At 74.3% G+C, this 21,744-nt stretch carries 18 protein-coding genes; 6 read left to right on the plus strand and 12 right to left on the minus strand.

Features of this window, described 5'->3' with window-relative positions; translation table 11 throughout:
- Window positions 1-122 precede the first annotated feature (122 nt).
- The 10 genes from BLS67_RS16580 to BLS67_RS16625 all read right to left on the minus strand — a co-directional run bounded on the left by BLS67_RS16580 (window position 123) and on the right by BLS67_RS16625 (window position 11,951).
- Entirely contained in the window at window positions 123-1,523 is a 1,401-nt protein-coding gene (locus BLS67_RS16580) for a type I glutamate--ammonia ligase (protein ID WP_091247196.1), read from the minus strand.
- 11 nt (window positions 1,524-1,534) lie between these two features.
- Window positions 1,535-3,187, minus strand: coding sequence for a purine-cytosine permease family protein (locus BLS67_RS16585; protein ID WP_091247198.1), 1,653 nt, complete (start codon window positions 3,185-3,187; stop codon window positions 1,535-1,537).
- A gap of 57 nt (window positions 3,188-3,244) precedes the next feature.
- The gene (locus BLS67_RS16590) at window positions 3,245-4,558 is read right to left on the minus strand and encodes an MFS transporter (protein WP_278247141.1); all 1,314 of its coding nucleotides are present in this window, start codon (window positions 4,556-4,558) and stop codon (window positions 3,245-3,247) included.
- On the minus strand, window positions 4,477-5,136 hold the full coding sequence (locus BLS67_RS16595; RefSeq protein ID WP_091247202.1) for an IclR family transcriptional regulator: 660 nt from the start codon (window positions 5,134-5,136) through the stop codon (window positions 4,477-4,479). Before BLS67_RS16595 ends, BLS67_RS16590 begins: the two co-directional genes overlap by 82 nt.
- A gap of 9 nt (window positions 5,137-5,145) precedes the next feature.
- A complete protein-coding gene (locus tag BLS67_RS16600) occupies window positions 5,146-6,468 on the minus strand; it encodes an MFS transporter (RefSeq protein WP_091247204.1) in 1,323 nt (440 codons plus the stop codon).
- Window positions 6,469-6,488: 20 nt separating this feature from the next.
- Complete coding sequence (fahA, locus tag BLS67_RS16605; protein ID WP_207500668.1) at window positions 6,489-7,643, minus strand: fumarylacetoacetase; 1,155 nt, start codon at window positions 7,641-7,643, stop codon at window positions 6,489-6,491.
- Window positions 7,640-8,830, minus strand: coding sequence for a homogentisate 1,2-dioxygenase (locus tag BLS67_RS16610; RefSeq protein ID WP_091247206.1), 1,191 nt, complete (start codon window positions 8,828-8,830; stop codon window positions 7,640-7,642). Before BLS67_RS16610 ends, fahA begins: the two co-directional genes overlap by 4 nt.
- A gap of 1 nt (window position 8,831) precedes the next feature.
- Entirely contained in the window at window positions 8,832-10,442 is a 1,611-nt protein-coding gene (locus BLS67_RS16615) for an FAD-dependent monooxygenase (protein ID WP_091247208.1), read from the minus strand.
- Window positions 10,439-11,398, minus strand: coding sequence for an MBL fold metallo-hydrolase (locus BLS67_RS16620; RefSeq protein ID WP_091247210.1), 960 nt, complete (start codon window positions 11,396-11,398; stop codon window positions 10,439-10,441). Before BLS67_RS16620 ends, BLS67_RS16615 begins: the two co-directional genes overlap by 4 nt.
- 82 nt (window positions 11,399-11,480) lie before the next feature.
- Window positions 11,481-11,951 (minus strand): Lrp/AsnC family transcriptional regulator, encoded by a 471-nt coding sequence (locus BLS67_RS16625; RefSeq protein WP_207500669.1) that lies wholly within the window; start codon window positions 11,949-11,951, stop codon window positions 11,481-11,483.
- A gap of 102 nt (window positions 11,952-12,053) precedes the next feature.
- On the opposite strand from BLS67_RS16625, the gene BLS67_RS16630 reads away from it, so the two are divergent.
- From BLS67_RS16630 to BLS67_RS16640, 3 genes are all read left to right on the plus strand, one after another.
- Window positions 12,054-13,718 carry a thiamine pyrophosphate-binding protein gene (locus tag BLS67_RS16630; RefSeq protein WP_131801768.1) on the plus strand — a complete coding sequence of 555 codons (1,665 nt, stop codon included), beginning with the start codon at window positions 12,054-12,056 and terminating at the stop codon, window positions 13,716-13,718.
- Between the two features lie 79 nt (window positions 13,719-13,797).
- Entirely contained in the window at window positions 13,798-15,309 is a 1,512-nt protein-coding gene (locus BLS67_RS16635) for an APC family permease (RefSeq protein ID WP_091247272.1), read from the plus strand.
- Window positions 15,310-15,432: 123 nt separating this feature from the next.
- Window positions 15,433-16,521 carry an epoxide hydrolase family protein gene (locus BLS67_RS16640; protein ID WP_091247215.1) on the plus strand — a complete coding sequence of 363 codons (1,089 nt, stop codon included), beginning with the start codon at window positions 15,433-15,435 and terminating at the stop codon, window positions 16,519-16,521.
- A 97-nt stretch (window positions 16,522-16,618) separates the two neighbouring features.
- Here BLS67_RS16640 and BLS67_RS16645 read toward each other — a convergent pair whose 3' ends face one another.
- The gene (locus tag BLS67_RS16645) at window positions 16,619-17,167 is read right to left on the minus strand and encodes a TetR/AcrR family transcriptional regulator (RefSeq protein ID WP_091247217.1); all 549 of its coding nucleotides are present in this window, start codon (window positions 17,165-17,167) and stop codon (window positions 16,619-16,621) included.
- 93 nt (window positions 17,168-17,260) lie between these two features.
- Between BLS67_RS16645 and BLS67_RS16650 the strand changes: the two genes are divergently transcribed.
- Complete coding sequence (locus BLS67_RS16650) at window positions 17,261-18,529, plus strand: FAD-dependent oxidoreductase (protein ID WP_091247219.1); 1,269 nt, start codon at window positions 17,261-17,263, stop codon at window positions 18,527-18,529.
- On the opposite strand, the gene BLS67_RS16655 is transcribed toward BLS67_RS16650, so the two are convergent.
- Window positions 18,519-19,394, minus strand: a complete 876-nt coding sequence (locus BLS67_RS16655) for an oxidoreductase (protein WP_091247222.1) — start codon at window positions 19,392-19,394, stop codon at window positions 18,519-18,521. The genes BLS67_RS16650 and BLS67_RS16655 overlap by 11 nt on opposite strands.
- Before the next feature lie 25 nt (window positions 19,395-19,419).
- Between BLS67_RS16655 and BLS67_RS16660 the strand changes: the two genes are divergently transcribed.
- Together BLS67_RS16660 and BLS67_RS16665 are read left to right on the plus strand one after the other, a co-directional pair.
- The gene (locus BLS67_RS16660; RefSeq protein WP_091247224.1) at window positions 19,420-20,517 is read left to right on the plus strand and encodes an amidohydrolase family protein; all 1,098 of its coding nucleotides are present in this window, start codon (window positions 19,420-19,422) and stop codon (window positions 20,515-20,517) included.
- Window positions 20,518-20,551: 34 nt separating this feature from the next.
- On the plus strand, window positions 20,552-21,739 hold the full coding sequence (locus tag BLS67_RS16665; protein ID WP_091247226.1) for a M20 metallopeptidase family protein: 1,188 nt from the start codon (window positions 20,552-20,554) through the stop codon (window positions 21,737-21,739).
- The last annotated feature ends 5 nt before the right edge of the window (window positions 21,740-21,744 follow it).

The following is a 21,744-nucleotide window of genomic DNA, read 5'->3' on the forward strand; positions in this document are numbered from 1 at the left end:
GAGGTCGTGCACGAGGGTTCCCGTCTGTCGTGGGCGGCCTCGTCCGTGAGGCCATGTGCGCTCAGTACGACAGTCGTGACGCTCCGTGTCATCCGGTGCGGCCCGGATGTCACCCCCGCGGGTCAGTGCTTCCAGCGCACCGAGCGACAGACACCCTCCGCGGAGACCCCCTCGAACAGCGCGACCTCGCCGCGCCGGACGTCGACGACCGTGGCGTGCAGCTCCTCGCCGAACGCCTCGGCCAGCACCTCGTCCTGCTCGAAGGCGCGCGCGGCCTCCTCCAGGGACGACGGCAGCGGCCGGATGCCGGCCTCCCGGCGGCCCTCGTCGCTCAGCGACGCCGGGTCGACGCCGACCGGGTCGGGGAGCCGGGACCCGGCGCGCACCCCGGCCGCCCCGGCGGCCAGGCAGCCGGCCAGCAGCAGGTACGGGTTGGCGGCCAGGTCGAAGCTCTTCACCTCGACGTTGGCGGCGTGCTGCCGGTTGCCGTCGGGCCCGGTGACGAAGCGCAGCGCCGCCTCGCGGTTCTCCAGGCCCCAGGCGGCGTACGCGCCGGCCCAGTGGGAGGGCACCAGCCGCAGGTAGGAGGCCACCGAGGGCGCGCCCACGGCCAGCAGACCGGGGAGGTGGGCCAGCAGCCCGGCGGTGAACGCCTCGCCGTCGGGGGTCAGCCCGAAGGTGCCCTCGCCGCCGCTCATCAGGTTCTCGCCGTCCCGCCAGAGCGAGAGGTGCACGTGCCCGCCGTTGCCGACGCCGTCCGCGGTGACCTTGGGCGAGAACGACACCCGCAGCCCGTGCTGGGCCGAGACCGCGGTGATGGTGTTGCGGACCAGCAGCGCGGTGTCGGCCGCCGCGACCGGGTCCTGGGCGCCGACGGAGATCTCCAGCTGGCCGCCGGCGTACTCGGGGTGGAACTGGTCGACGACGACGCCCTGCTCCTCGAGCGCGACCAGCAGGTCGCGGGCGTAGTCGCTGACCTCGGCCAGCCGGGTCATGCCGTAGGCCGGCCCGGACAGCGCCGGCACGAAGGCGTCGGCGTCGTCGGGCAGGCCGTCGGGCCGCCCCACCACCCACTCGACCTCGAACGCCCCCAGCACCGTGAGCCCGTCCTCGGCCAGCGAGTCGACCAGCCGGCGCAGCAGCGAGCGGGAGCACTGCACGTGCGGGGTGCCGGCCTGGGTGTAGCGGTCGACCGGCGCCCACGCCCAGCCCGGCTGCCCGGCCAGCACGGTCAGCCGGGACAGGTCCGGGTGCAGCCGCAGGTCGCCGACCGCCGACCCCGCGAACCGGCCGGCGACGATCGAGTCGTCGAGCAGGAATCCGTCGAACACCGGGCTCATCCCGACGCCCCAGGCGGCGGCCGAGGGCAGCTTCGCCAGCGGCACGGTCTTCACCCGGGTGATGCCCGAGGTGTCCACCCACGGGAGGGCGACGGCGACGACACCGGCGTCCTCCAGCTCGGGCAGCAGTGCCTCTGCGGCGGCGCGGCGGTCGTCCCGGGTCGTGTGGTCGAGCTGGTCCATGCGGGGGAGTGTCACACCTGCGCGGGCAGCACGTGCTCCCCGGTCGTGTCCGTCGACAGGCACAGCGAGCAGACGTGGGCGTCGTGGGCGAGGCAGGCAGCCATGTCGGGGCGCTCGTAGTCGGTGTCGCAGACGTGGCAGTGCAGCACGAGGTCCGAGGGGTTGCCCTCGGCGTCCAGCATCGGGGCCTCGATGCCGTCGTCGGTGCGGCGCAGGTACCAGCGCCCCTTCGTGGCCACCGCCAGCACGGGCGGCAGCACCAGGGCCAGGCCGACGGCGAGGATGGGGGAGTAGGGCCGCAGCATCTCGCCGAGCAGGCCGAAGAAGCAGGCGATCGACAGGATCGACGCGACGGCCATCGCGCCGAAGCCCACCGGGTTGACCGCGTGCAGCATCCCGCGGCGGAACTCGGGCTGCTTCGGCGAGATGCCCAGCAGGTACTTGTTGATCGCGATGTCGCTGGCGACGGTGACCACCCACGCGATGCCGATGTTGGCGTAGAAGCCCAGGATCGTGTTGAGGAAGTCGAACATGTTCGCCTCCATCAGCACCAGCGCGATCGCCAGGTTCACGGCCACGAACACCAGCCGGCCCGGGTAGTGCTTGGTGACCCGGGTGAAGCTGTTGGTCCAGGCCAGCGAGCCGGAGTAGGCGTTGGTCACGTTGATCTTCACCTGGCTGATGACGACGAGGACGACGGCCAGGGCCAGCGCCAGCCACCCCGGGACGATCTCCCGGTAGATCTCCAGGAACTGGTGCACCGGCTCGTTGGCCACCGTGGCGCCGTCGGCGACGTTCGCGATCACGTAGACGGCGAGGAACAGCCCGACCACCTGCTTGGCCGCGCCGAAGAACACCCAGCCCGGCCCGGCGAGGACCACTGCGGTCCACCAGCGGCGACGGTTCTCGGCGGTCTTCGGCGGCATGAAGCGCAGGTAGTCGATCTGCTCGGCGATCTGGGCGATCAGCGACAGGCACACCCCGGCGGCCAGCAGCACCGAGCTCAGGCTGGCCGCACCCTCGCCGTTCTCGCCCTGGTAGTCGAAGAACGCGCCGACCGACTCCGGGTGGCTGATCACCAGGTAGCCGAAGGGGGCGACCATCAGCAGCAGCCACAGCGGCGTCGTCCAGACCTGCAGGGTCGAGAGCACCTTCATCCCGTAGACCACCAGCGGGAAGATGATCAGCGTGGAGACGGCGTACCCCAGCCACAGCGGCACCCCGAGCCCGAGCTCCAGGCCCTGGGCCATGATCGAGCCCTCGAGGGCGAAGAAGATGAACGTGAACGTCGCGAACACCACGTTGGTGACCACCGAGCCGTGGTAGCCGAAGCCGCTGCCGCGCGTGATCAGGTCCAGGTCGAGGTTGTAGCGGGCCGCGTAGAAGGCCAGCGGGAAACCGCTGAGGAAGATCACGACGGCGAACAGCCCGATGCCCCACAGCGCGTTCGTGGTGCCGTAGGCGATGCCGATGTTCGCGCCGATCGCGAAGTCGGCCAGGTAGGCGATGCCGCCCAGCGCGGACACCGAGACGACGCCGGTGGACCACCTCCGGTAGCTGCGGGGGGCGAACCGGAGGGTGTAGTCCTCCAGCGTCTCCTTCGTGGCGGACGGGACGGTGCTCGGTGTCCCAGCGGGTTCGGGGCGGGTCTCGGTCGTGGCCATGCGGTCCCCCAGGAGCGGCGTCGTGACGCAGGTCAGCGTCGCGGCGCGGTGTTGCCCTCAGGTGTCCGTGCGGTTCCGTTCCCGCGGGCTCCCGGCGTGGCGGAAGCCGGACAGCGCCAGGGCGACCGCGCCGACCGCGATGCCGGCGGCGGCAAGCAGCAGCGTGGCCCGCGGCGAGGTCACCAGCGCCAGCGCACCGCCGGCCGGGGCGCCGACGACGATCACCGCCCGGTTCAGCGAGCGCATGGTGGCGTTGGTCCGGCCCTGCAGCCGGTCGGGGGTGACGGCCTGCCGGTGCGAGAGCTCGAACGGGCTCTCCAGGCCCATGCCCAGACCGAGCACGAACTGGCCCACGGCGGCCGCGGCCAGCGGTGCACCCAGCAGCGGCAGGCCCACCAGGGCGGCCGCGCCTGCCGCCTCGACCAGCCGGCCGCCCACGACGGTGCCGGCGTCGCCGACCCACCGGCCCGCCCGCACGGCCAGCGAGGTGCCGGTGAGCGCGCCCACCCCGGCCGCCGCGCCGACCACGCCGAGCCCGGTGGCGCCGAGGTCGAGCACGGTGAGCACGTAGGTGACCGTCACCGTGGAGATCGCCGCGTTGCAGAGGAACCAGGCGTGGGTGGACAGCGCCAGCGGTCGCAGCGTCGGGTGCCGGTAGACCCACCGCACGCCCTCGCGCAGGTCGCGCAGCACGGTGCGCCGCGGGGCAGGCTCCGGCCGCGGGTCGTGCACCCTGGTGCGGGCGACCAGCACCCCGGCGACCAGGTGCAGGACGCCGTCGACCAGGAAGGTCAGCGGCGCCCCGACCAGCCCGACCGCGCCCCCGGCCAGCAGCGGACCCGAGCCCTGCGCGGCGGCGTCGGCCTGCTGCAGCCGCACGTTGGCCAGGTTCAGCGCCGGGGCGGGCACCAGCCGCGGCAGGAACGACTGCTCGGCGGCGTCCCCGAGCACCGACAGCGTGCCGTAGAGCAGCAGGACGGCGACGACGGTGCCCAGCGAGAGCAGCCCGGTCGCGGCCAGCAGCGGGAACAGCGCGAGGGCCGCCGCCCGGCCGAACTCGGTGCCGGCCAGCAGCGGACGACGGCGCACCCGGTCGGCCACCACCCCGGCGAACAGGCCGACGGCCAGGTAGGGGGCCCAGCGGGCGGCGTTCGCCCAGCCCAGGTCCAGCGACGTGCCGCCCAGTGTCTGCTCGACCAGCACCCCGAGGGCCAGCGAGGTGACGTAGGTGCCGAAGGACGTCGCCGCCATCGCCGTCCAGAAGCGGCCGAAGCCGCGGGGCAGGCCGTTCAGAGGTCTGCGGCGATGGCGCGGGCGACCGCCACGACGGCGGCCCCCAGCTCGGCCTCGTCGTCCCGCGCGCCGGTCCAGACCACCGCGGCGGCGGCCTGCGCACCGCGTACGGGCGCCGACAGCGACCGCACGCCCGGGATGACCTCGCCCTCGCTCACCGCCCAGCCGGTGGCCCGCGCGGTGCGCAGCTCGGGGCGGTCGTCGGCGGCGTCCGGGTCGGGCATGAGCAGCGCGAGCCCGGGGGCGCCCCGGCCGACCGGGTGCCGGGTGCCGGGGCGCCGGGTGACGTGGCTGGGCACGTCGCGCGGCTCGACGCTGGTGAGGGTGACCGCGTCGTCCCCGGCCCGGACGACGAGGAACCCGGTGCAGCCGAACCGCTCGACCAACGGGGTCAACCGGGCGGTGGCCGCGGCCTGCAGGCTGGTGCGCACCCCGCGGGCCAGCACGGAGACGGTGAGCCCCAGCCCGAACCGGCCGGCGTCGTCGCGCTCGACGAAACCGCGGTCCTCCAGCGTGCGCAGCAGCCGGTAGGTGATCGACCGGTGCAGGTCGACGGCGCCGGCGATCTCCATGACCGGCCGCGGGGCCCCGGCGGCCGCCAGGTGCTCGAGGATGCGCAGCCCCCGGTCCAGCGTCTGGGACTGCGGCGCGGTCACCGGTGCAGCCTAGGCACCGGCGTCGACGCCGAGGTCGGCTCCCCGCGTCTCGCGGACCAGCGACACGGCGCCGAAGCTGATCGCGGCCAGCACCATCATGTAGATGCCGATCGAGGTGCCGGTGCCGGTCTCCTGCACCAGCAGCTCGCTGATCGCCGGCGCGAACGCACCGCCCAGGATCGCGCCGAGGGCGTAGCCGATGGAGACCCCGGAGTACCGCACGGCGACCGGGAACATCTCGGCGTACATCGCCGACATCGGGCCGTACGAGAGCCCCAGACCGACCGACAGCACCAGCACGCCGAGGCCGAACAGCCAGATGTTCGCCGTGTCGACCAGCAGGAACATCGGCAGCATCCAGACGAACACCAGCGCGTAGCCCAGCTGGAACGTGCGCACCCGGCCGATCCGGTCGCTGAGCGCGCCGCCGTGGAGGGTGAACACCAGCCAGCCGACCGAGGCGACCACGATCGCGGTGAGCACCGGCCCGCGGGCCATGCCCAGCGTGCCGGTGCCGTAGCCGATGAAGTAGGCGATCACCAGGTAGCCGGCGGCGTTGTTGGCCACGAAGACCAGCGCGGTGATCACGACCTGCTTGGTGTTGCTGCGGAACAGGTCGCGCAGCGGCGCCGAGGACTCCCGCTTGCGCTCCTGCAGCTCGCGGAACACCGGGCTCTCCTCGACCGAGCGCCGGATCAGGTAGCCGACCCCGATCAGCACGATCGACAGCAGGAAGGGCACCCGCCAGCCCCAGGACAGGAACTGCTCGGCGGTGGTCACCGTGGTCATCAGCAGCAGGACGCCGGTCGCGAGGATCAGCCCCAGCGGCACGCCCACGCCGGGGTAGGCGCCGAACAGCCCGCGACGGGAGAGCGGGGCGTGCTCGACGGCCATGAGCGCGGCCCCGCCCCACTCGCCGCCGGCGGAGAACCCCTGCACCACCCGAAGCAGGACCAGGACCACCGGCGCCGCGACACCGATCGAGGCGTAGGTGGGCAGCAGGCCGATCAGCGCGGTCGACCCGCCCATGAGCAGCAGGGTGAGCACCAGCATCTTCTTGCGGCCGAGCCGGTCGCCGTACCGGCCGGCGACGATCGCGCCCAGCGGGCGGAACAGGAAGCTGATGCCGATGGTGGCCAGCGAGAGCACGGTGGCCACGGCCTCGTTGCCGTCGCTGACGGGGGCCAGGAACAGCGGGGCGAGCACCAGGGTGGCCGCCTGGGCGTAGATGAAGAAGTCGTACCACTCGATGGTCGTGCCGGCGAGGGTGCCGGCCAGGACCTTGCGCTCCTCGCGGGTGGTGGTGGGGCGGGCTGCGGACGTCGTCGTCACGGGGCTCTCCTCGGTGGGGGTCAGCGGGCGGGCAGGACGGTGCCGGTGACCTCCCCGAAGCCGATGCGGCCGCCGGCGGTGCCGGGGGCGGTGGCGGTGATGGTCACGGTGTCGCCGTCCTCGAGGAACGTGCGGGTGCTGCCGTCGGCCAGGGTGATCGGCTCGGCGCCGCCCCACGACAGCTCGATCAGTGAGCCGCGCTCGTCGCGCGCCGGCCCGGAGACCGTGCCGGAGGCGAAGAGGTCACCGGTGCGCAGGGTGGCGCCGTTGACCGTCAGGTGCGCCAGCTGCTGCGCCGGCGTCCAGTGCATCTGCGCGAACGGCGGGCTGCTGACCCGCTCGCCGTTGAGGTGCACCTCCAGCTGGAGGTCCAGCCCCCAGCGCAGGCCGGCGTCGTCCAGGTAGGGCAGGACGGCGGTCTCCCGCGCCGGCGGGTCGACCCGGGCGGCCTCCAGCGCGGCCAGCGGCACGACCCAGGGCGACACCGAGGTCAGGAACGACTTGCCGAGGAACGGGCCCAGCGGCACGTACTCCCAGGCCTGCAGGTCGCGGGCCGACCAGTCGTTCACCAGGCAGACCCCGAACACGTGGTCGGCGACCGCGTCCACGGCCACGGGCCGGTCGGACGGGACGCCGACGACGAACCCGACCTCGGCCTCGATGTCCAGCCGGCGGCTCGGCCCGAACGTGGGGGCTGCTCCGGGACCCGAGCCGTCCAGCCGCTGCCCGTTCGGCCGGACGACGGCGGTGCCCGAGACGGCGACCGTGCCCGCGCGGCCGTGGTAGCCGATCGGCAGGTGCGCCCAGTTCGGCGTGAGCGGCGGAGTGCCCGGCCGGAACATCCGCCCGATGTTCTCGGCGTGGTGCCGCGAGCTGTAGAAGTCGACGTAGTCGGCCACGGTGAACGGCAGGTGCATCGTCACGTCGGAGCGCGGCACGAGCGGGTGCGCGCCCGCCGTGACCCACCGGACCAGCTGCGCCCGGACGGCGTCCCACGCCCGCGGCCCCTGGGCGAGGAAGGCGTCGAGGCTGCCGGTGGCGTGCACCGGGTCCCCGGTCGCGGCGGCCAGGTCGAGCACGCCGTCGCCGACCGCCACGCCGGTGCGGGGTTCGGTGCCGGGGGTGGAGAAGACGCCGTAGGGGAGGTTGTCGACCCCGAAGAGCTCCGCCGTCACGAGGTGGGGCCCCGCCCCGACCAGGTCCAGGCGTAGCGCCCGTCGTCCGACGCCGTGCCGGCCTCGCCGAGGCCCAGCGGGCGGAAGGTGTCGACCATGACCGCCAGCTCGTCGAAGAACTCGGCGCCCAGCGAGCCCTCGATGGCCGAGGGCTGCGGACCGTGGCTGTGCCCGCCGGGGTGCAGCGAGATCGACCCCTTGCCGATGCCCGAGCCCTTGCGCGCCTCGTAGTCGCCGTCGACGTAGAACATGACCTCGTCGCTGTCGACGTTGGAGTGGTAGTAGGGCACCGGGATGGCCAGCGGGTGGTAGTCGACCTTGCGCGGCACGAAGTTGCAGATCACGAAGTTCGCGCCCTCGAACACCTGGTGCACCGGCGGGGGCTGGTGCACGCGGCCGGTGATGGGCTCGAAGTCGGCGACGTTGAACGCGTAGGGGTACAGGCAGCCGTCCCAGCCCACGACGTCGAAGGGGTGCTCGGGCACCACGTGCACGGTGCCGGCCAGCCCGCCGGGGCCGTCGCCGCGGTGCTTGACGTAGACCTCGACGTCGGTGCCGGTCTCGACGAGCACCTCGGTGGGCCCGCGCAGGTCGCGCTCGCAGTAGGGCGCGTGCTCGAGCAGCTGGCCGTACCTGCTCAGGTACCGCTTCGGCGGGGCGATGTGGGAGTTGGCCTCGACGGCGTAGGTGCGCAGCTCGCCGTCGGGCACCCAGCGGTGGGTGGTCGCGCGGGGGATCACCACGTAGTCGCCGGTGCCGACGGTCAGCGCGCCGAACACGGTCTCGACGACCGCCGAGCCCCGCTCGACGTAGACGCACTCGTCGCCGGTGCCGTTGCGGTAGTACGGGCTGGCGGCGGTGGCGAGGGAGTAGTGGATGCGGACGTCGGCGTTGCCCAGCACCAGCCGCCGGCCCAGCACCGGGTCGGCGTCCGCGGCGAACGCCAGGTCGTGCAGCTCCAGGTGCCGGGGCACCAGCGGGGTGTTCGGCGTGAGCGCCTGGTCGGGCAGCTCCCACACCCGGGCGTCGACCAGCGAGCTGGGCACGCCCGAGTGGTAGAGCAGCGACGAGTCCGACGAGAAGCCCTCCTCGCCCATCAGCTCCTCGCGGTACAGCCCGCCCTCGGGCGTGCGGTGCTGGGTGTGCCGCTTGGGCGGGACGCTGCCCACCTGCCGGTAGAACGCCATGTCAGATGTCCTCTCTGGTCGACCTCCCGGAAACCGCGGTTTCCGGGATCCGGGCGGTGACGCGGGCGAGTGCGGCGGGGAGGCCGGCCGGGTCGGTGAGGACGGCGGCGACGTGGGCGTCCGGGCGCAGCAGCCAGACCTCGTCGGCGCAGGCACCCAGGGCGCCGGCCAGCACGCCGGAGGGGTCCAGGTCGTCGATCCGGTGCACCGCCACGGGCAGCTCGGCGTCGAGCGCGGGCAGGTCGCCGACGTCCGGTCCGACCAGGACGGTCAGCCCCTCACGGGCCAGCTGGCGCAGCCGCCCGAGGTCGGGGCGGGCCGGCACGGTGACCGGGCAGTCGGGGGCGAGCACGCCGGGGGCCGGCTCGGGGACGTCGCCGCGCGGCGGCCGACCGGCGGGGGGACGGCGCGGGTCGGCGGTGGTCAACGGGGAGTCGACGTACCAGAACGGTTCGGCCAGCCGTCCGCTGTCGACGTGGGCGCGGGCGGCCGGGTCGGAGGCGGCGCGCTCCAGCACCTCGGCCCGGTGCGCGGCCTCGGCCGGGGTGGCCGGCACCAGGAAGCGCATCGTCGCGCCGGTGACCTCCAGGTTCTCCACCGCGGCGGCGTGCCGCTCGGCGGAGTAGCTGTCCAGCAGGTCCTCGCCGGCCCAGCCGCGGCGCACGAAGGCGATCTTCCAGGCGGCGTTCTCGGCGTCCAGCACCCCGGAGTTCAGGCCGCGGGCGCCGAAGGGGGACACCAGGTGGGCGGCGTCGCCGGCGACCAGCACCCGGCCGACCCGCATGCGGTCGACCACCCGGGAGTGGAAGCGGTAGACCGACTTCCACACCACCTCGTAGGGCCGGTCGCCGACCACCTGGCGGATCTTGGCGGCCAGCCCGCCCGAGGCCTCCTCGGCGGCGAGGTCGAAGTCCGGCGACACCTGCCAGTCGATGCGGTAGGTCGAGTCGGGGCAGGGGTGGATGAGCACCTGCCGGCCGGGGTTCCACACCGGGTCGAAGTAGAACCGGCGCTCGGTCTCCCAGCCGGGGAGCTCGGTGCGGATGTCGCAGATGAGGAACTGGTCGCCGAAGGTGGCGCCCTCGAAGGTCAGCCCCAGCTGCCGGCGGAGCAGGTCCGACCGCGCGCCGCCGCACACGACGGCGTGCGTGCCGCGGTGCTCGGTGCCGTCGGCGCAGCGCACGGTGACGCCGTCGCCGTCCTGGTCGATGCCCTCGACCGGCGAGCCCCAGCGCACCTGCACCAGCGGCTGCCCGGCGATGGCCTCGTCCAGCAGCTCCTCGGTGGTGCACTGGCTGAGGTTGACGAAGGGCGGGAACGGCGAGCGGCCGCGGTCGACGAACTCGACGCTGAACAGCTCGTCGCCGCGGTGGAACGTGCGGGCCGTCGTCCAGGTGACCCCGTGCGGGGCGACCTGCACGCCGACGGAGTCCCAGACGTCGAGCACGTCGCGCTGCTGGCAGATCGCCTTGGAGCCCACCAGGTCGCGCTCGGGGCGGGCATCCAGGACGACGACCGGCAGCCCCCACCGGGCCAGCAGCAGCGCCGTGGTCTGGCCGACCGGCCCGGCGCCCACCACGAGGACCGGGTCGAGGACCGGGTCGGTGCTCATGACTGCAGCTGGTCCCACACCTGGCGGTCGCGGTCGGCGGTCCAGATGACGGGGCGCTCGATGCCGGAGAACTCGTCCCACAGGCGGGAGACGTCGAAGGGCAGGCAGTGCTCGAAGATCGGCCAGTGCCCGAACTTGGGCGCCAGCGCGGCGTGGGTGGCGTCGAAGGCGTCCTTGAGCGTGCCGCCCGAGCGGTGCGCGGTGCCGACGGTGTCGTGCATGGTGGTGAGGAAGGCGCGGGTCTGCTCGACCGCGGCGTCGACCTCGGCGCGACCCCGGGCGATGGCGCCGCGGCCGCCGATCAGCTGCTGCGCGCCGTAGGCCTTGACCCGGTCCAGGGTGCCGGCCGCCCAGTCGAAGTGGAACGCGTCGCCGGTGTAGAGCGCGGCCTGGCTCTCGACCAGGTCGCCGGCGAACAGGATCTCGTGCTTGGGGATCCAGGCCACGATGTCGCCCTCGGTGTGGCCGCGGCCGACGTGCTCGAGCACCAGCTCGCCGCGGTCGCCGCCGAGGGCGATCGTGAGCCTGTCGCGGAAGGTCATGGTCGGCCAGGTCAGGCCCGGGATCGACTCGGGCTCCTCGAACAGCCGGGGCATGCGGCCGTACTCGCTCTCCCAGTCCTGCTGGCCGCGCTCGGCGATCAGGCCCTTCGTCTGCTCGCTGCTGACGATGATCTCCGCGTCGAACGCGGAGGCGCCGAGCACGCGGACGGCGTGGTAGTGGCTGAGCACCAGGTAGCGCACGGGCTTGTCGGTGTGCTCGCGCAGCCTGGCCAGCCAGCGGCGGGCGGCGACGGGGGTGGCCAGGGCCTCGAAGCAGACCAGGAAGTCCTCGCCCTCGACCGCGCCCAGGTTGGGGTCGCCCTCGGCGGTCAGGGCGTAGACGCCGTCGGCGAGCACCTCCAGCGTCTGCTCCTTGACGCCGAGGTCTGCCGAGGATGCGAACGGCTTGGCCACTGTGCCTCCCTGCTCGTATTGCGAGCAGCCTGCTCGCCTGATGAACAGGACCGTAGTGCTCCGGTGACCGGGCCCACAACCCTCACCCGGTGCGCTCGTGCAGCAGCGGGGCCATCCGCAGCGGCAGCACCTCCGCCAGCGCGATCGAGGTGCTGGCCCGTTGCACGCCGGGGGCGGCGAGCACCTGCTCGGTGATGCGGTAGAGGTCGGCGGTGTCCACCGCGACCACCCGGGCCAGCAGGTCGGCGTCGCCGGTGGTGGCCAGCACCTCGACCACCTCGGGGATGGCGGCGAGGGCCCGCGCGGTCTCCGCGGACCCCTCCCGCTGGCTCAGCGACAGCGTCATGAACGCCAGCAGGTGCCGGCCCAGGGCGGTGGCGTCGACCCGGCGGCTGTGCTCCCGCAGCGGGCCGTCGTCCTCCAGCCGGCGCAGCCGCGCGTGCACCGTGTTGCGGGCCAGGCCCAGCCGGGTGGCCAGCGCCATGGTGGAGGCCTGCGGGTCGTCGTCGAGGGCCAGCAGGATGCGGGCGTCGGTGGCGTCGAGGGTGTGCACGGTGCGCAGCTCGCTCTCGGATCAGGGGTCAACGGTGGGCAGAGTGCGCACCGTGTCGGGCAATGGTTGCGCACATCAGCAGTCGAGGCCACCGTGGTGACCATGCCTGCCCCGGACGAGCGCCCCGCCACCGTCACCCTCGCCGAGTACCTGGGCACTCGGTTGCGTCAGCTGGGCGTCGACCACCTCTTCGGCGTCCCGGGCGACTTCAACCTCGACCTGCTCGACGGGCTGGCGGGCGGCCCGACCTGGGTCGGGTCGCCCAACGAGCTCGGTGCGGGCTACGCGGCCGACGCCTACGCCCGCACCCGCGGCCTGGGCGTCGTCGTCACCACCTACGGGGTGGGGGAGCTGTCGGTCATCAACGCCCTGGCCGGCGCCGCGGCCGAGGACGTGCCGCTGGTGCAGGTCGTCGGTGCCCCGCGCCGGGCCGCGGTGCAGGCCGGCGCACTGGTGCACCACACGCTGGCCGACGGCGACTTCGGGCACTTCTCCCGCGCCGCGGCGGAGGTCGCCGCCGCCGCCGAGACGCTCACCGAGGAGCGGGCCACTGCCCAGGTCGACGCCGTCCTGCTGGCCGCCGTCACCCACCGCAAGCCCGGATACCTCGCCGTCCCCCAGGACCTCGCACTCGTCCAGGTCGACGCGGCCCCGCTGGCCCGCCCGCTGGTGGCGCACTCCGACCCCGCGGCGCTGGCCGCCTTCGAGGCCCGGCTGACGGAGCTGCTGGCGACCGCGCAGCGTCCGGTGCTGGTCGCGGGCCAGCTGGTGCCGCGGTTCGGCGCCGCAGGCGACCTGGCCAAGCTGGCCGAGCGGCACGGTGTCGCCGTGGTCACCCAGCTCTCCGCGCGCGGTGTGCTGGACCCCGCGCACCCCGCGTTCGCCGGCGACCACGCCGGCCGGATGCTGGCCAACGGCACGGCCGAGCTGGTCGAGGCCGCCGACGTCGTCGTCCACGTGGGCACGGCGCTGACCGCCGAGCTGACCGGCTTCGGCTCGCACCGCCGTCCCGACGCCGACACCCCGTTCCTGGCCGCCGCCGAGGCCGGGTTCGGCGGCGCCCCGGTGGGGCGGGTGCTGTTCGCCGACGCACTGGCCGCGCTAGACCGGGCGCTGGACTCCCGGGTCGGCCCCCGGTACGAGCGGGCCGAGGTCCCCGCGCCCGCAGCCCCGGCCACGGGCGGCCCGCTCACCCAGGCGCAGCTGTGGTCGGTGCTGGGCGGGGCGCTGCCCGAGGGCACCGCGCTGCTGGCCGACACCGGCACCTCGTACTGGGGCGCCGCCGGCATGCCGCTGCCCGCGGACACCGTCTTCTCCGGCCAGCCGATCTGGAGCTCCATCGGCTACGCGCTGCCCGCCGTCCTCGGGCAGGGCCTGGCCGAGCCGGCCCGCCGACCGGTCCTGGTGATCGGCGACGGCGCCGCGCAGATGACCGTGCAGGAGCTGTCGACCATCGCCGCCACCGGGGTAGCGCCGGTGGTCCTGCTGCTGGACAACCGCGGCTACACGATCGAGCGGGCCCTGCAGTCGCCGCGGGCGGCCTACAACGACGTCGCGGCCTGGGACTGGTGCGCCCTGGTCGCCGGGTTCACCGGCGGCGGGGCGGGCTACGCCGACGCGGCGACCGGCGACGAGCTGGCCGCCGCCCTGGGCGAGGCGTTCGCCGACCCGTCCCGCCTGCGTGTCGTCCGGGCCGTGCTGGACGCCGACGACACCCCGCCGCTGATCGACGAGCTCGCCCGCCTGGCCACCGCCGCGAAGAAGTAGCAGCGCGCCGGAAACCCCGCCGACACGATCGAGGCCGCACACTCCCGTTGCTCGCCGCAACGACGACGAAGGAGTGCGCATGTCGGATCTGGAGACGCCGAAGCAGGGTGGCCTGCGCCGCTCGTTGTCGGTCTGGCAGGCGATCGGTCTGTCGGTCGCGCTGATGGCGCCGTCGATGGCGGCCAACATCAACCCGCAGGGGACGGCGGGCACCGTCGGCCGGGCGGTGCCGCTGGCCTTCCTGCTCGCCGCGGTCGGGGTGCTGCTGGTGGCCTACGGGTTCGTCCGGCTCTGCCAGTACTTCCAGTCGGCCGGCTCGGTGTACGCCTTCGTCGGCGCCACCCTGGGCCCCCGGGCCGGTCTGTTCTCCGGCTTCGGCCTGCTGGGCACCTACTGCTTCTACGGCGTGGTGACCTCCTCGGCCACCGGCATCTTCGGCACGGCGTTCCTCCAGCAGGTCGGCATCTGGCCGAACCCGCCCGCCTGGGGCCCGTTCGTGCTGGTCGCGCTGGCGCTGGTCGGCGCCTACCTGCTGACCGTGGTGCCGGCCAAGCGGGGCACCAGCGTGCTGCTGACCGTCGAGGGCGTGACGGTGGCGCTGATCCTGGTGATCGTCGCCGTCGTCCTGGTCCGGCTGCTCGGCGGCTCGACCCCCTCCACCGGGACGTTCGCGGACGGGTCGTTCACCCTCGACGTGTTCAGCGTGGCGCCGGGCACCGACCTGTCGGCGGTGTTCCTCGGCGTCGTGTTCGGGTTCCTCTCCTTCGCCGGCTTCGAGGCCGCCGCGACGCTGGGGGAGGAGGCCCGCAACCCGCGCCGGGACATCCCCCGGGCGATCCTCGGGACGGCGGTCTTCGGCGGCGTGTACTTCGTCGTCGTCACCGCGGTCGAGATGATGGCCTTCGGCACCGACGACGCCGGGGTGGCCGCGTTCACCGCCTCGCCGTCGCTGCTGGGCGACATCGGCACGGCCTACATCGGCTCGTGGATCGGCGACATCATCACGCTGGGTGCGGCGATCAGCGCCTTCGGCTGCTGCCTGGCCTGCGTCGTCGGGGCGTCCCGGCTGGTCTTCGCGTTCTCCCGCGACACCGCGGCCACCCCCGAGCGCGCCACGCAGGGCCTGGCCGCGGTCAACGGCGAGGGCGTGCCGGCCCGGGCGGCGCTGGCCTCGACCGTCGTGATGGCGGTGATCGTGCTGGTCTGCGCGCTGTTCTTCGGCGCCGAGGCCGGCGACACGTTCCTCTGGTCGGGCGTGATCGGGACGCTGATCCTGCTGGTGGCCTACCTGCTGACCACCGTGGGGGCGATCCGGCTGGTCTTCGTGCAGAAGAAGCTGCCGGGCGTGCCGATGTGGCAGGTCGTCATCCCGCTGGCGGCGCTGGTGGTGCTGGGCTACACCGTCGTCCGCAACGTGTACCCGTACCCGCCGAACGACGGCAGCGCACCGTTCTGGCTGCCGATCGTCGGCGGGGTGTGGCTGCTGGTGGGGCTGGTCGCCGTCCTCGCGCTGCCCGCCGTCGCCCGCCGGGCCGGGCAGGCGCTGATGGCCGCCGAGCTGGGCAACCGGGCGGCCGTCGAGCAGGGGTGATCCCGGAACGGGGCCCGGAGAGGTCCGAGGACCGCGCCTGGTCAGCGACCTGCCGCCAGCCCGGGGTGTCCGTGGTGGACGGCGGTGGGGGTAGCCGGGGCCGACGCGGGATATGGGTGCTCCATGACCGACACCGACGTCACCCCGTTCCGCGTCGAGATCCCGCAGGCCGAGGTGGACGACCTCCGCGAGCGGCTGGCGCGCACCCGCTGGCCGGTCGACCAGCAGCTCGACGGCGAGCGCGGCATCCCGCTCGAGCTGACCCAGCGGCTGGCCCAGCACATGGCCGGGGCCTGGGACTGGCGCGAGCACGAAGCCGCCCTGAACGCCCACGACCAGGTGACGACGACGATCGACGGCACCCGCATCCACGCTCTGCACGCCCGCTCGGCAGCCGCCGACGCGCCGTGCGTCGTGCTGCTGCACGGGTGGCCTGGGAGCGTCGTGGAGTTCCAGCGGGTGATCGCGCCGCTGTCGCAGGTCGCGCACGTCGTCGTCCCGTCCCTGCCGGGGTACGGGTTCTCCGGCCCGACCCCGACCGGCGGGTGGACGTCGGAGCGCATGGCCCGGGCGGTCGCGGAGCTGATGGCCAGGCTCGGGTACGGGCGCTACGTCGCGCACGGCGGTGACTGGGGCTCGCGGGTGGCGCGGGACCTCGCCGTCGTCGACCCGGACCACGTGGCGGCCATCCACGTGACCATGACGATGGGTCTGGAGCCCGAGCAGAGCGACGACGCGCGGGCGGCCGAGCGGGCGCGGCGGTACGCCCAGGAGCTGTCGGGCTACATGAAGACGCAGGCCACGAAGCCGCTCTCGCTGGCCCCGGCGCTCACCGACTCGCCGGCCGGGCAGCTGGCCTGGATCGCCGAGCGGTTCCGCGACTGGACCGACCCGGCGTCGGATGTGTTCGGCCCCGCGACACTGGACCTCGTGCTGGCCAACGTGGCGGTCTACTGGTTCACCGGTACCGCGGGCTCGTCGTCCCAGCTGTACTGGGAGCGCCGCGAGCACCCGAACGACGAGTGGTCGACGACCGTGCCGACCGGGGTCTGCGTGCTGCCCCACGACCTGCGGCTGCCCGTGCGCGCCGCGGTGGAGCCGGCGGTCGACCTGGTGTCGTGGACCGAGCTGCCCCGCGGCGGCCACTTCCCGGGCATCGAGGTCCCCGACCTCCTGGTCGAGGAGCTCCGGAGGTTCCTCGCGGCTCTCTGACCTCGTCGAGTGGCGTCCCAGGGTTCGAGAAGTCGCGAGCCCGAACCCTCAGACGCCACTCGGCGAGATGCCTCCCGGCCCGGTCCACCCATGGGGCTCAGTCCAGCAGGTAGTGACGCAGGGTGGGGCCGAGCCACGCCTCGGCCTGGTCGCGGGGCATGTCGACCAGGGGTGGCAGGCGCAGCACGTAGCGGGCCATGGCGAAACCCAGCACGGTGGCGGCGACCAGGGCGGCCCGTTCGGGGGCGCGGTCGTCGGTGACCGCAGCGAGCGCCGGGCCCACCTGCGCGGCGAACACCGAGCGCATCGCCTCGGCGGCCACCTCGCTGGTCGCGGCCGCCCGCAGCAGGGCGAGGAAGGTGTCGTCGCCCTCCCACACGGCGAAGAAGCGGCCGACCAGCACCTTGGACAGGTCGCCGGCCCGGACGCCGGTCAGGTCGGGGAGGCGCAGGTCGAGGTCGGCGGCCCGGGTGAACAAGCCCTCCTTGCTGCCGAAATACCGGATGACCAGCGCGGCGTCGACGCCGACGTCGCCGGCCACCGCGCGGATCGTCGTCCGGTCGTAGCCGTCGGCGGCGAACCGGCGGCGCGCGGCGGCCAGCAGGTCGTCGCGGGTCCCGACGGCATCGCGGGCCCGAGCAGGCATGTCATCGCTCGTGGACACAGCTGGCAGTATAAGTCATCGCGTGTTGACACCAGAGCTAGCCTCGGTGTCATCGAGCGATGACACGGAGGCGGCATGGACGACGTCCTGGTGGTGGGGGCCGGTCCGACCGGCTGCACGGTGGCCGCGGAGATTGCCCGCACCGGCGCGCGGGTGACGCTGCTCGACCGGCACGAGGCACCGAGCCCGCTGTCGCGCGCCTTCGGCGTGCACGCCCGCACCCTCGAGCAGCTCGACAGCCGCGGCCTCGCCGACGACCTGGTCGCCACCGGCACCCCGGTCGACCGGCTGCAGCTCGTCGGTCGGGCCGGCATCGACCTGTCGCAGCTGCCGACCCGCTTCCCGTTCGTGCTCATGACCCCGCAGGTGCACGTCGACCGGCTGCTCGAGCGGTACGCACGCGAGTGCGGCGTGCGGGTCGAGCGCGGGGTCACCGTCACCGGCCTGACCCAGGACGACGACGGCGTGACGGTGACCGCGGGCGACCGCACCTGGCGCGCGCGGTACGCGGTGGGGGCCGACGGTGTCCGCTCCACGGTGCGGCAGCTGGCGGGGATCGGCTTCCCGGGTCGGGCGGTGCTGCGGTCGGTGGTGCTGGCCGACGTCCGGCTCGACCTGCCGCCGGGGGACCTGCGGGTGGACGTCGACGAGCACGGGTTCGGCTTCCTCGCCCCGTTCGGCGACGGCTGGTTCCGGCTCATCGGCTGGGACCGTCGCCACCAGCCCGCCACCGAGGTCCCGGTCGACCACGCGGAGGTCACCGGCCTGCTGGACCGGGTGTTCGGGCTGACCGCCGGCGAGGTGCGCTGGTCCTCCCGCTTCGCCAGCGACGAGCGGCAGGCGCCCACCTACCGAGCGGGCCGGGTGTTCCTGGCGGGGGACGCCGCCCACGTGCACTCACCCGCCGGCGGGCAGGGCATGAACACCGGCATCCAGGACGCGTTCAACCTGGGCTGGCGGCTGACTACCGGTGACCTGGACGGCTACCAGCGCGAGCGGCACCCGGTCGGTGCGGCGGTGCTGCGGTCGTCCGGTGCGCTGATCCGGCTGATGACGGTGCCCGGCGTCCCCGGCCGGGTGCTCCGCACGGCGGTGCTGCGCGGGCTGCTGCGGGTCCCGCTCGTCGTCCGGCGCGGTGCCGGCCAGATCTCCGGCATCGACATCCGCTACCCGGGACCGGGGCCCGTCGGCACCCGCGCTGCCGGCGTGCCCCTGCGCGGCCCTCGCCTCGCGGAGCGCCAGCGCTCGGCGGGCTTCGTGACGGTCCCCGCCGCCGACCGCACGGACGGCGGCCCCGGCCTGCTGGTCCGCCCCGACGGCTACGTCGCCGAGGTCAGCCCGTGATGCCGGTGAGCTGCTCGGACGCCGTCCAGAGGTCCTTCGCGAGCTGGACGTCGGAGGCCTCGCGGGAGCGGCCGACGAGCGTCGGGGCGCCGCGGCCCTCCTGGAAGCCGGACGGCCCGGCGTAGCTGCCACCGGGCAGGTCGGCGGTGGCAGCGAAGAGGGTGGGCAGTGCGCCGTCGGCATCGGACTGGGCGATGAACCGGTTGCCCAGCTTCATCGCGACGTCCTTGAGCCGGTTCTCGGTGTGCGACTGCAGGTTGGTCGCGGCGTAGCCGGGGTGCGCGGCCATCGAGCGCACCGAGGACCCGGACGCGGTGAGCCGGCGCTGCAGCTCCAGGGCGAAGAGCAGGTTGGCCAGCTTCGAGGCCCCGTAGGCGCCGGTGTCGGAGTAGGGCCGGCGCTCCCAGTTCAGGTCGTCGAGCACGATGGTCCCGCTGCGGTGCAGGCCCGACGAGACGGTGACCACCCGGTCGGTGATGTGCGGCAGCAGCAGGGATGTCAGCGCGAAGTGGCCCAGGTGGTTGGTGCCGAACTGCAGCTCGAACCCGTCGGCCGTGCGGCCGGCCGGCACCATCATGATCCCGGCATTGTTGACCAGCAGGTCCAGGTCGCCGGTCCAGGAGGACGCGAACTCCCGCACCGAGGCCAGGTCGGCCAGGTCCAGCCGGCGCACCTCGACGTCCCCGGTGATCGACCGCGCGGCCCGCTCACCACGACCCACGTCCCGCACGGCGAGGACGACGTGCGCCCCGGCGGCAGCCAGCGCCCGCGCCGTGGCCAGGCCCAACCCGGAGTTCGCCCCGGTGACGACGGCGGTGCGGCCGGCCTGCGAGGGGATGTCGACGGTGCTCCAGCGGCTGTCCATCCCCCGAGCGTAGGAGGATCGCCGCGTGGACCTCACCGACCTCGAGCTCGTCGACCACCACTGCCACGGCCTGATCACCCGCGACCTGGAGCGCCCGGAGTTCGAGTCGCTGCTCACCGAGGCCGCCGCCCCGAGCGCGCTGGGCGGTTCGCTGTTCGACTCCCAGATCGGCTTCGCGCTGCGCCGGCACTGCCCGCCGCTGCTGGACCTCGAGCCGCACGCCGACCCCGACGCCTACCTCGCACGCCGCGCCGAGCTCGGTGCCGCCGAGGTGAACCGGCGGCTGCTGGCCGCCACCGGTACGCAGACCTTCCTGGTCGACACCGGCTACCTGCCCGAGCCGATCACCACCCCCGACGAGCTCGCCGCGCTCACCGGCGGGCAGGGGCAGGAGATCGTGCGGTTGGAGGCGGTCGCCGCCGAGGTCCTGGAGCAGGGCGCAGCGGACTTCCCCGACAACCTCCGCACCGAGCTGGGACGGCGGTGCGCGACCGCCGTCGGGGTCAAGTCGATCGCGGCGTACCGCGCCGGGCTGGCCCTGGGCGGGCAGCGCCCCACCGACGCCCAGGTGGTCGCCGCCGCCGACCGCCTGCTCAGGAGCGGCAGCACCCGCGTGGCCGACCCCGTGCTGCACGAGTTCCTCGTCTGGTCGGGCATCGACCTGCGGATGCCGGTGCAGTTCCACGTCGGCTACGGCGACGCCGACACCGACCTGCACCGCGGCGACCCGCTGCTGATGACCGACCTGCTGCGGGCCACCGAGCCGCACGGCGTGCCGATCATGCTGCTGCACACCTACCCGTTCCACCGCAACGCCGGCTTCCTGGCCCAGGTGTTCGGGCACGTGTTCTGCGACGTCGGGCTGGCCACCCACAACCTGGGCGCCCGCTCGGCCGCGCTGATCCCGGAGCTGCTGGAGCTGGCCCCGTTCGGCAAGGTCCTGTTCTCCTCCGACGCCTTCGGCCTGGCCGAGCTGTACCTGCTGGGCACGCTGCTCTTCCGCCGCGGCCTGGGCAGCTACCTGGGGTCGGGGCTGGACGACGGCGCCTGGACGGCGGCCGACGCGCAGCGGGTCGCGGAGCTGATCGGCTCGGGCAACGCCCGCCGGGCCTACCGCCTGTGACCTCCCGGCAACGGGGCACCGGCACCATGGTCGGGTGAGCCTCGACAGCTGGTACGAACGCCTGCACGCCGCCGTCCTCGAGGAGCTGCCGGCCGCCGTCGAGCTGCGGCACGCCCTGCACGCCGACCCGCGCCGCTCCGGCGACGAGGCCGACACCACCGCCGCCGTGGTCGCCGCCCTGGGCGCGGGGGAGGGCCGCGAGGTCGCCGGCACCGGCCGGCTGGTCCGGATCGGGACGGCGACCGGCCCGACGGTCGCGCTGCGGGCCGAGCTCGACGGGCTCGCCGTGCTGGAGCAGACCGACGTCGGCTGGGCCTCGGGCAGCGGTGTCATGCACGCGTGCGGGCACGACGCCCACCTGGCCGGGCTGGTCGCGGTCTGCCGCGCGGTCGCCCGGGTCGGCGGCCCGGCCCCGCTGCTCGCGCTGCTGCAGCCCCGCGAGGAGTCCGCGCCCTCGGGCGCTCGCGACGTGGTCCTGTCGGGGCTGCTGGCCGAGGAGGGGGTCCGATCGGTGGTGGCCGCGCACGTGCAGCCGCAGCTCGCGGCCGGTGTCGTGAACGCCACCCCCGGCCCGGTCAACGCCGCCACCGACGAGTTCACCATCACCGTCACCGGGCACGGTGGGCACGGCGGTTACCCGCACACCACCCACGACCCGGTGCTGGCGCTGGCCGCCGTCGTGGTCAACCTGCAGCAGCTGGTCAGCCGGCGGGTCGACCCGACGGTGGGCGCCGTCCTCGCGGTGACGCAGCTCGACGCCGGCACCAGCTTCAACGTCGTCCCCGACACCGCACGGGCCCGCGGTGGCCTGCGGGTGATGCGGGAGTCGGACCGGACGGCGCTGCTGACCGCGCTGACCGAGGTCGCCGAGCACACCGCCGCGGCGTACGGCTGCAGCGCGCAGGTGCACACCGAGAGCAACGAGCCGGTGCTGGCCAACGACCCCGAGCTGGCCCGGGCGGCCGTGCCGTGGCTGGCCCGGGGCGGGGTCGAGGTGGACGACAGCTGGCGGTCCTTCGGCGCGGACGACTTCAGCCACTACTGCGCCGACGCGCGCGGGCTGATGCTCTTCCTCGGCGTGGACGGCGGGGCGCCCGACGCGCAGGGGCGGCGGCCCGGCCTGCACTCGCCGCGCTTCCTGCCCGCCGACGAGACGGTCGGCCAGGTGGCGACGGCGCTGCTGGCCGGCTACCTGGCGGGTGCCCAGCTGCTGGGCACATAGCCTGA

The organism is Klenkia soli (assembly GCF_900103975.1).
In the GTDB taxonomy this organism is placed as follows: domain Bacteria; phylum Actinomycetota; class Actinomycetes; order Mycobacteriales; family Geodermatophilaceae; genus Klenkia; species Klenkia soli.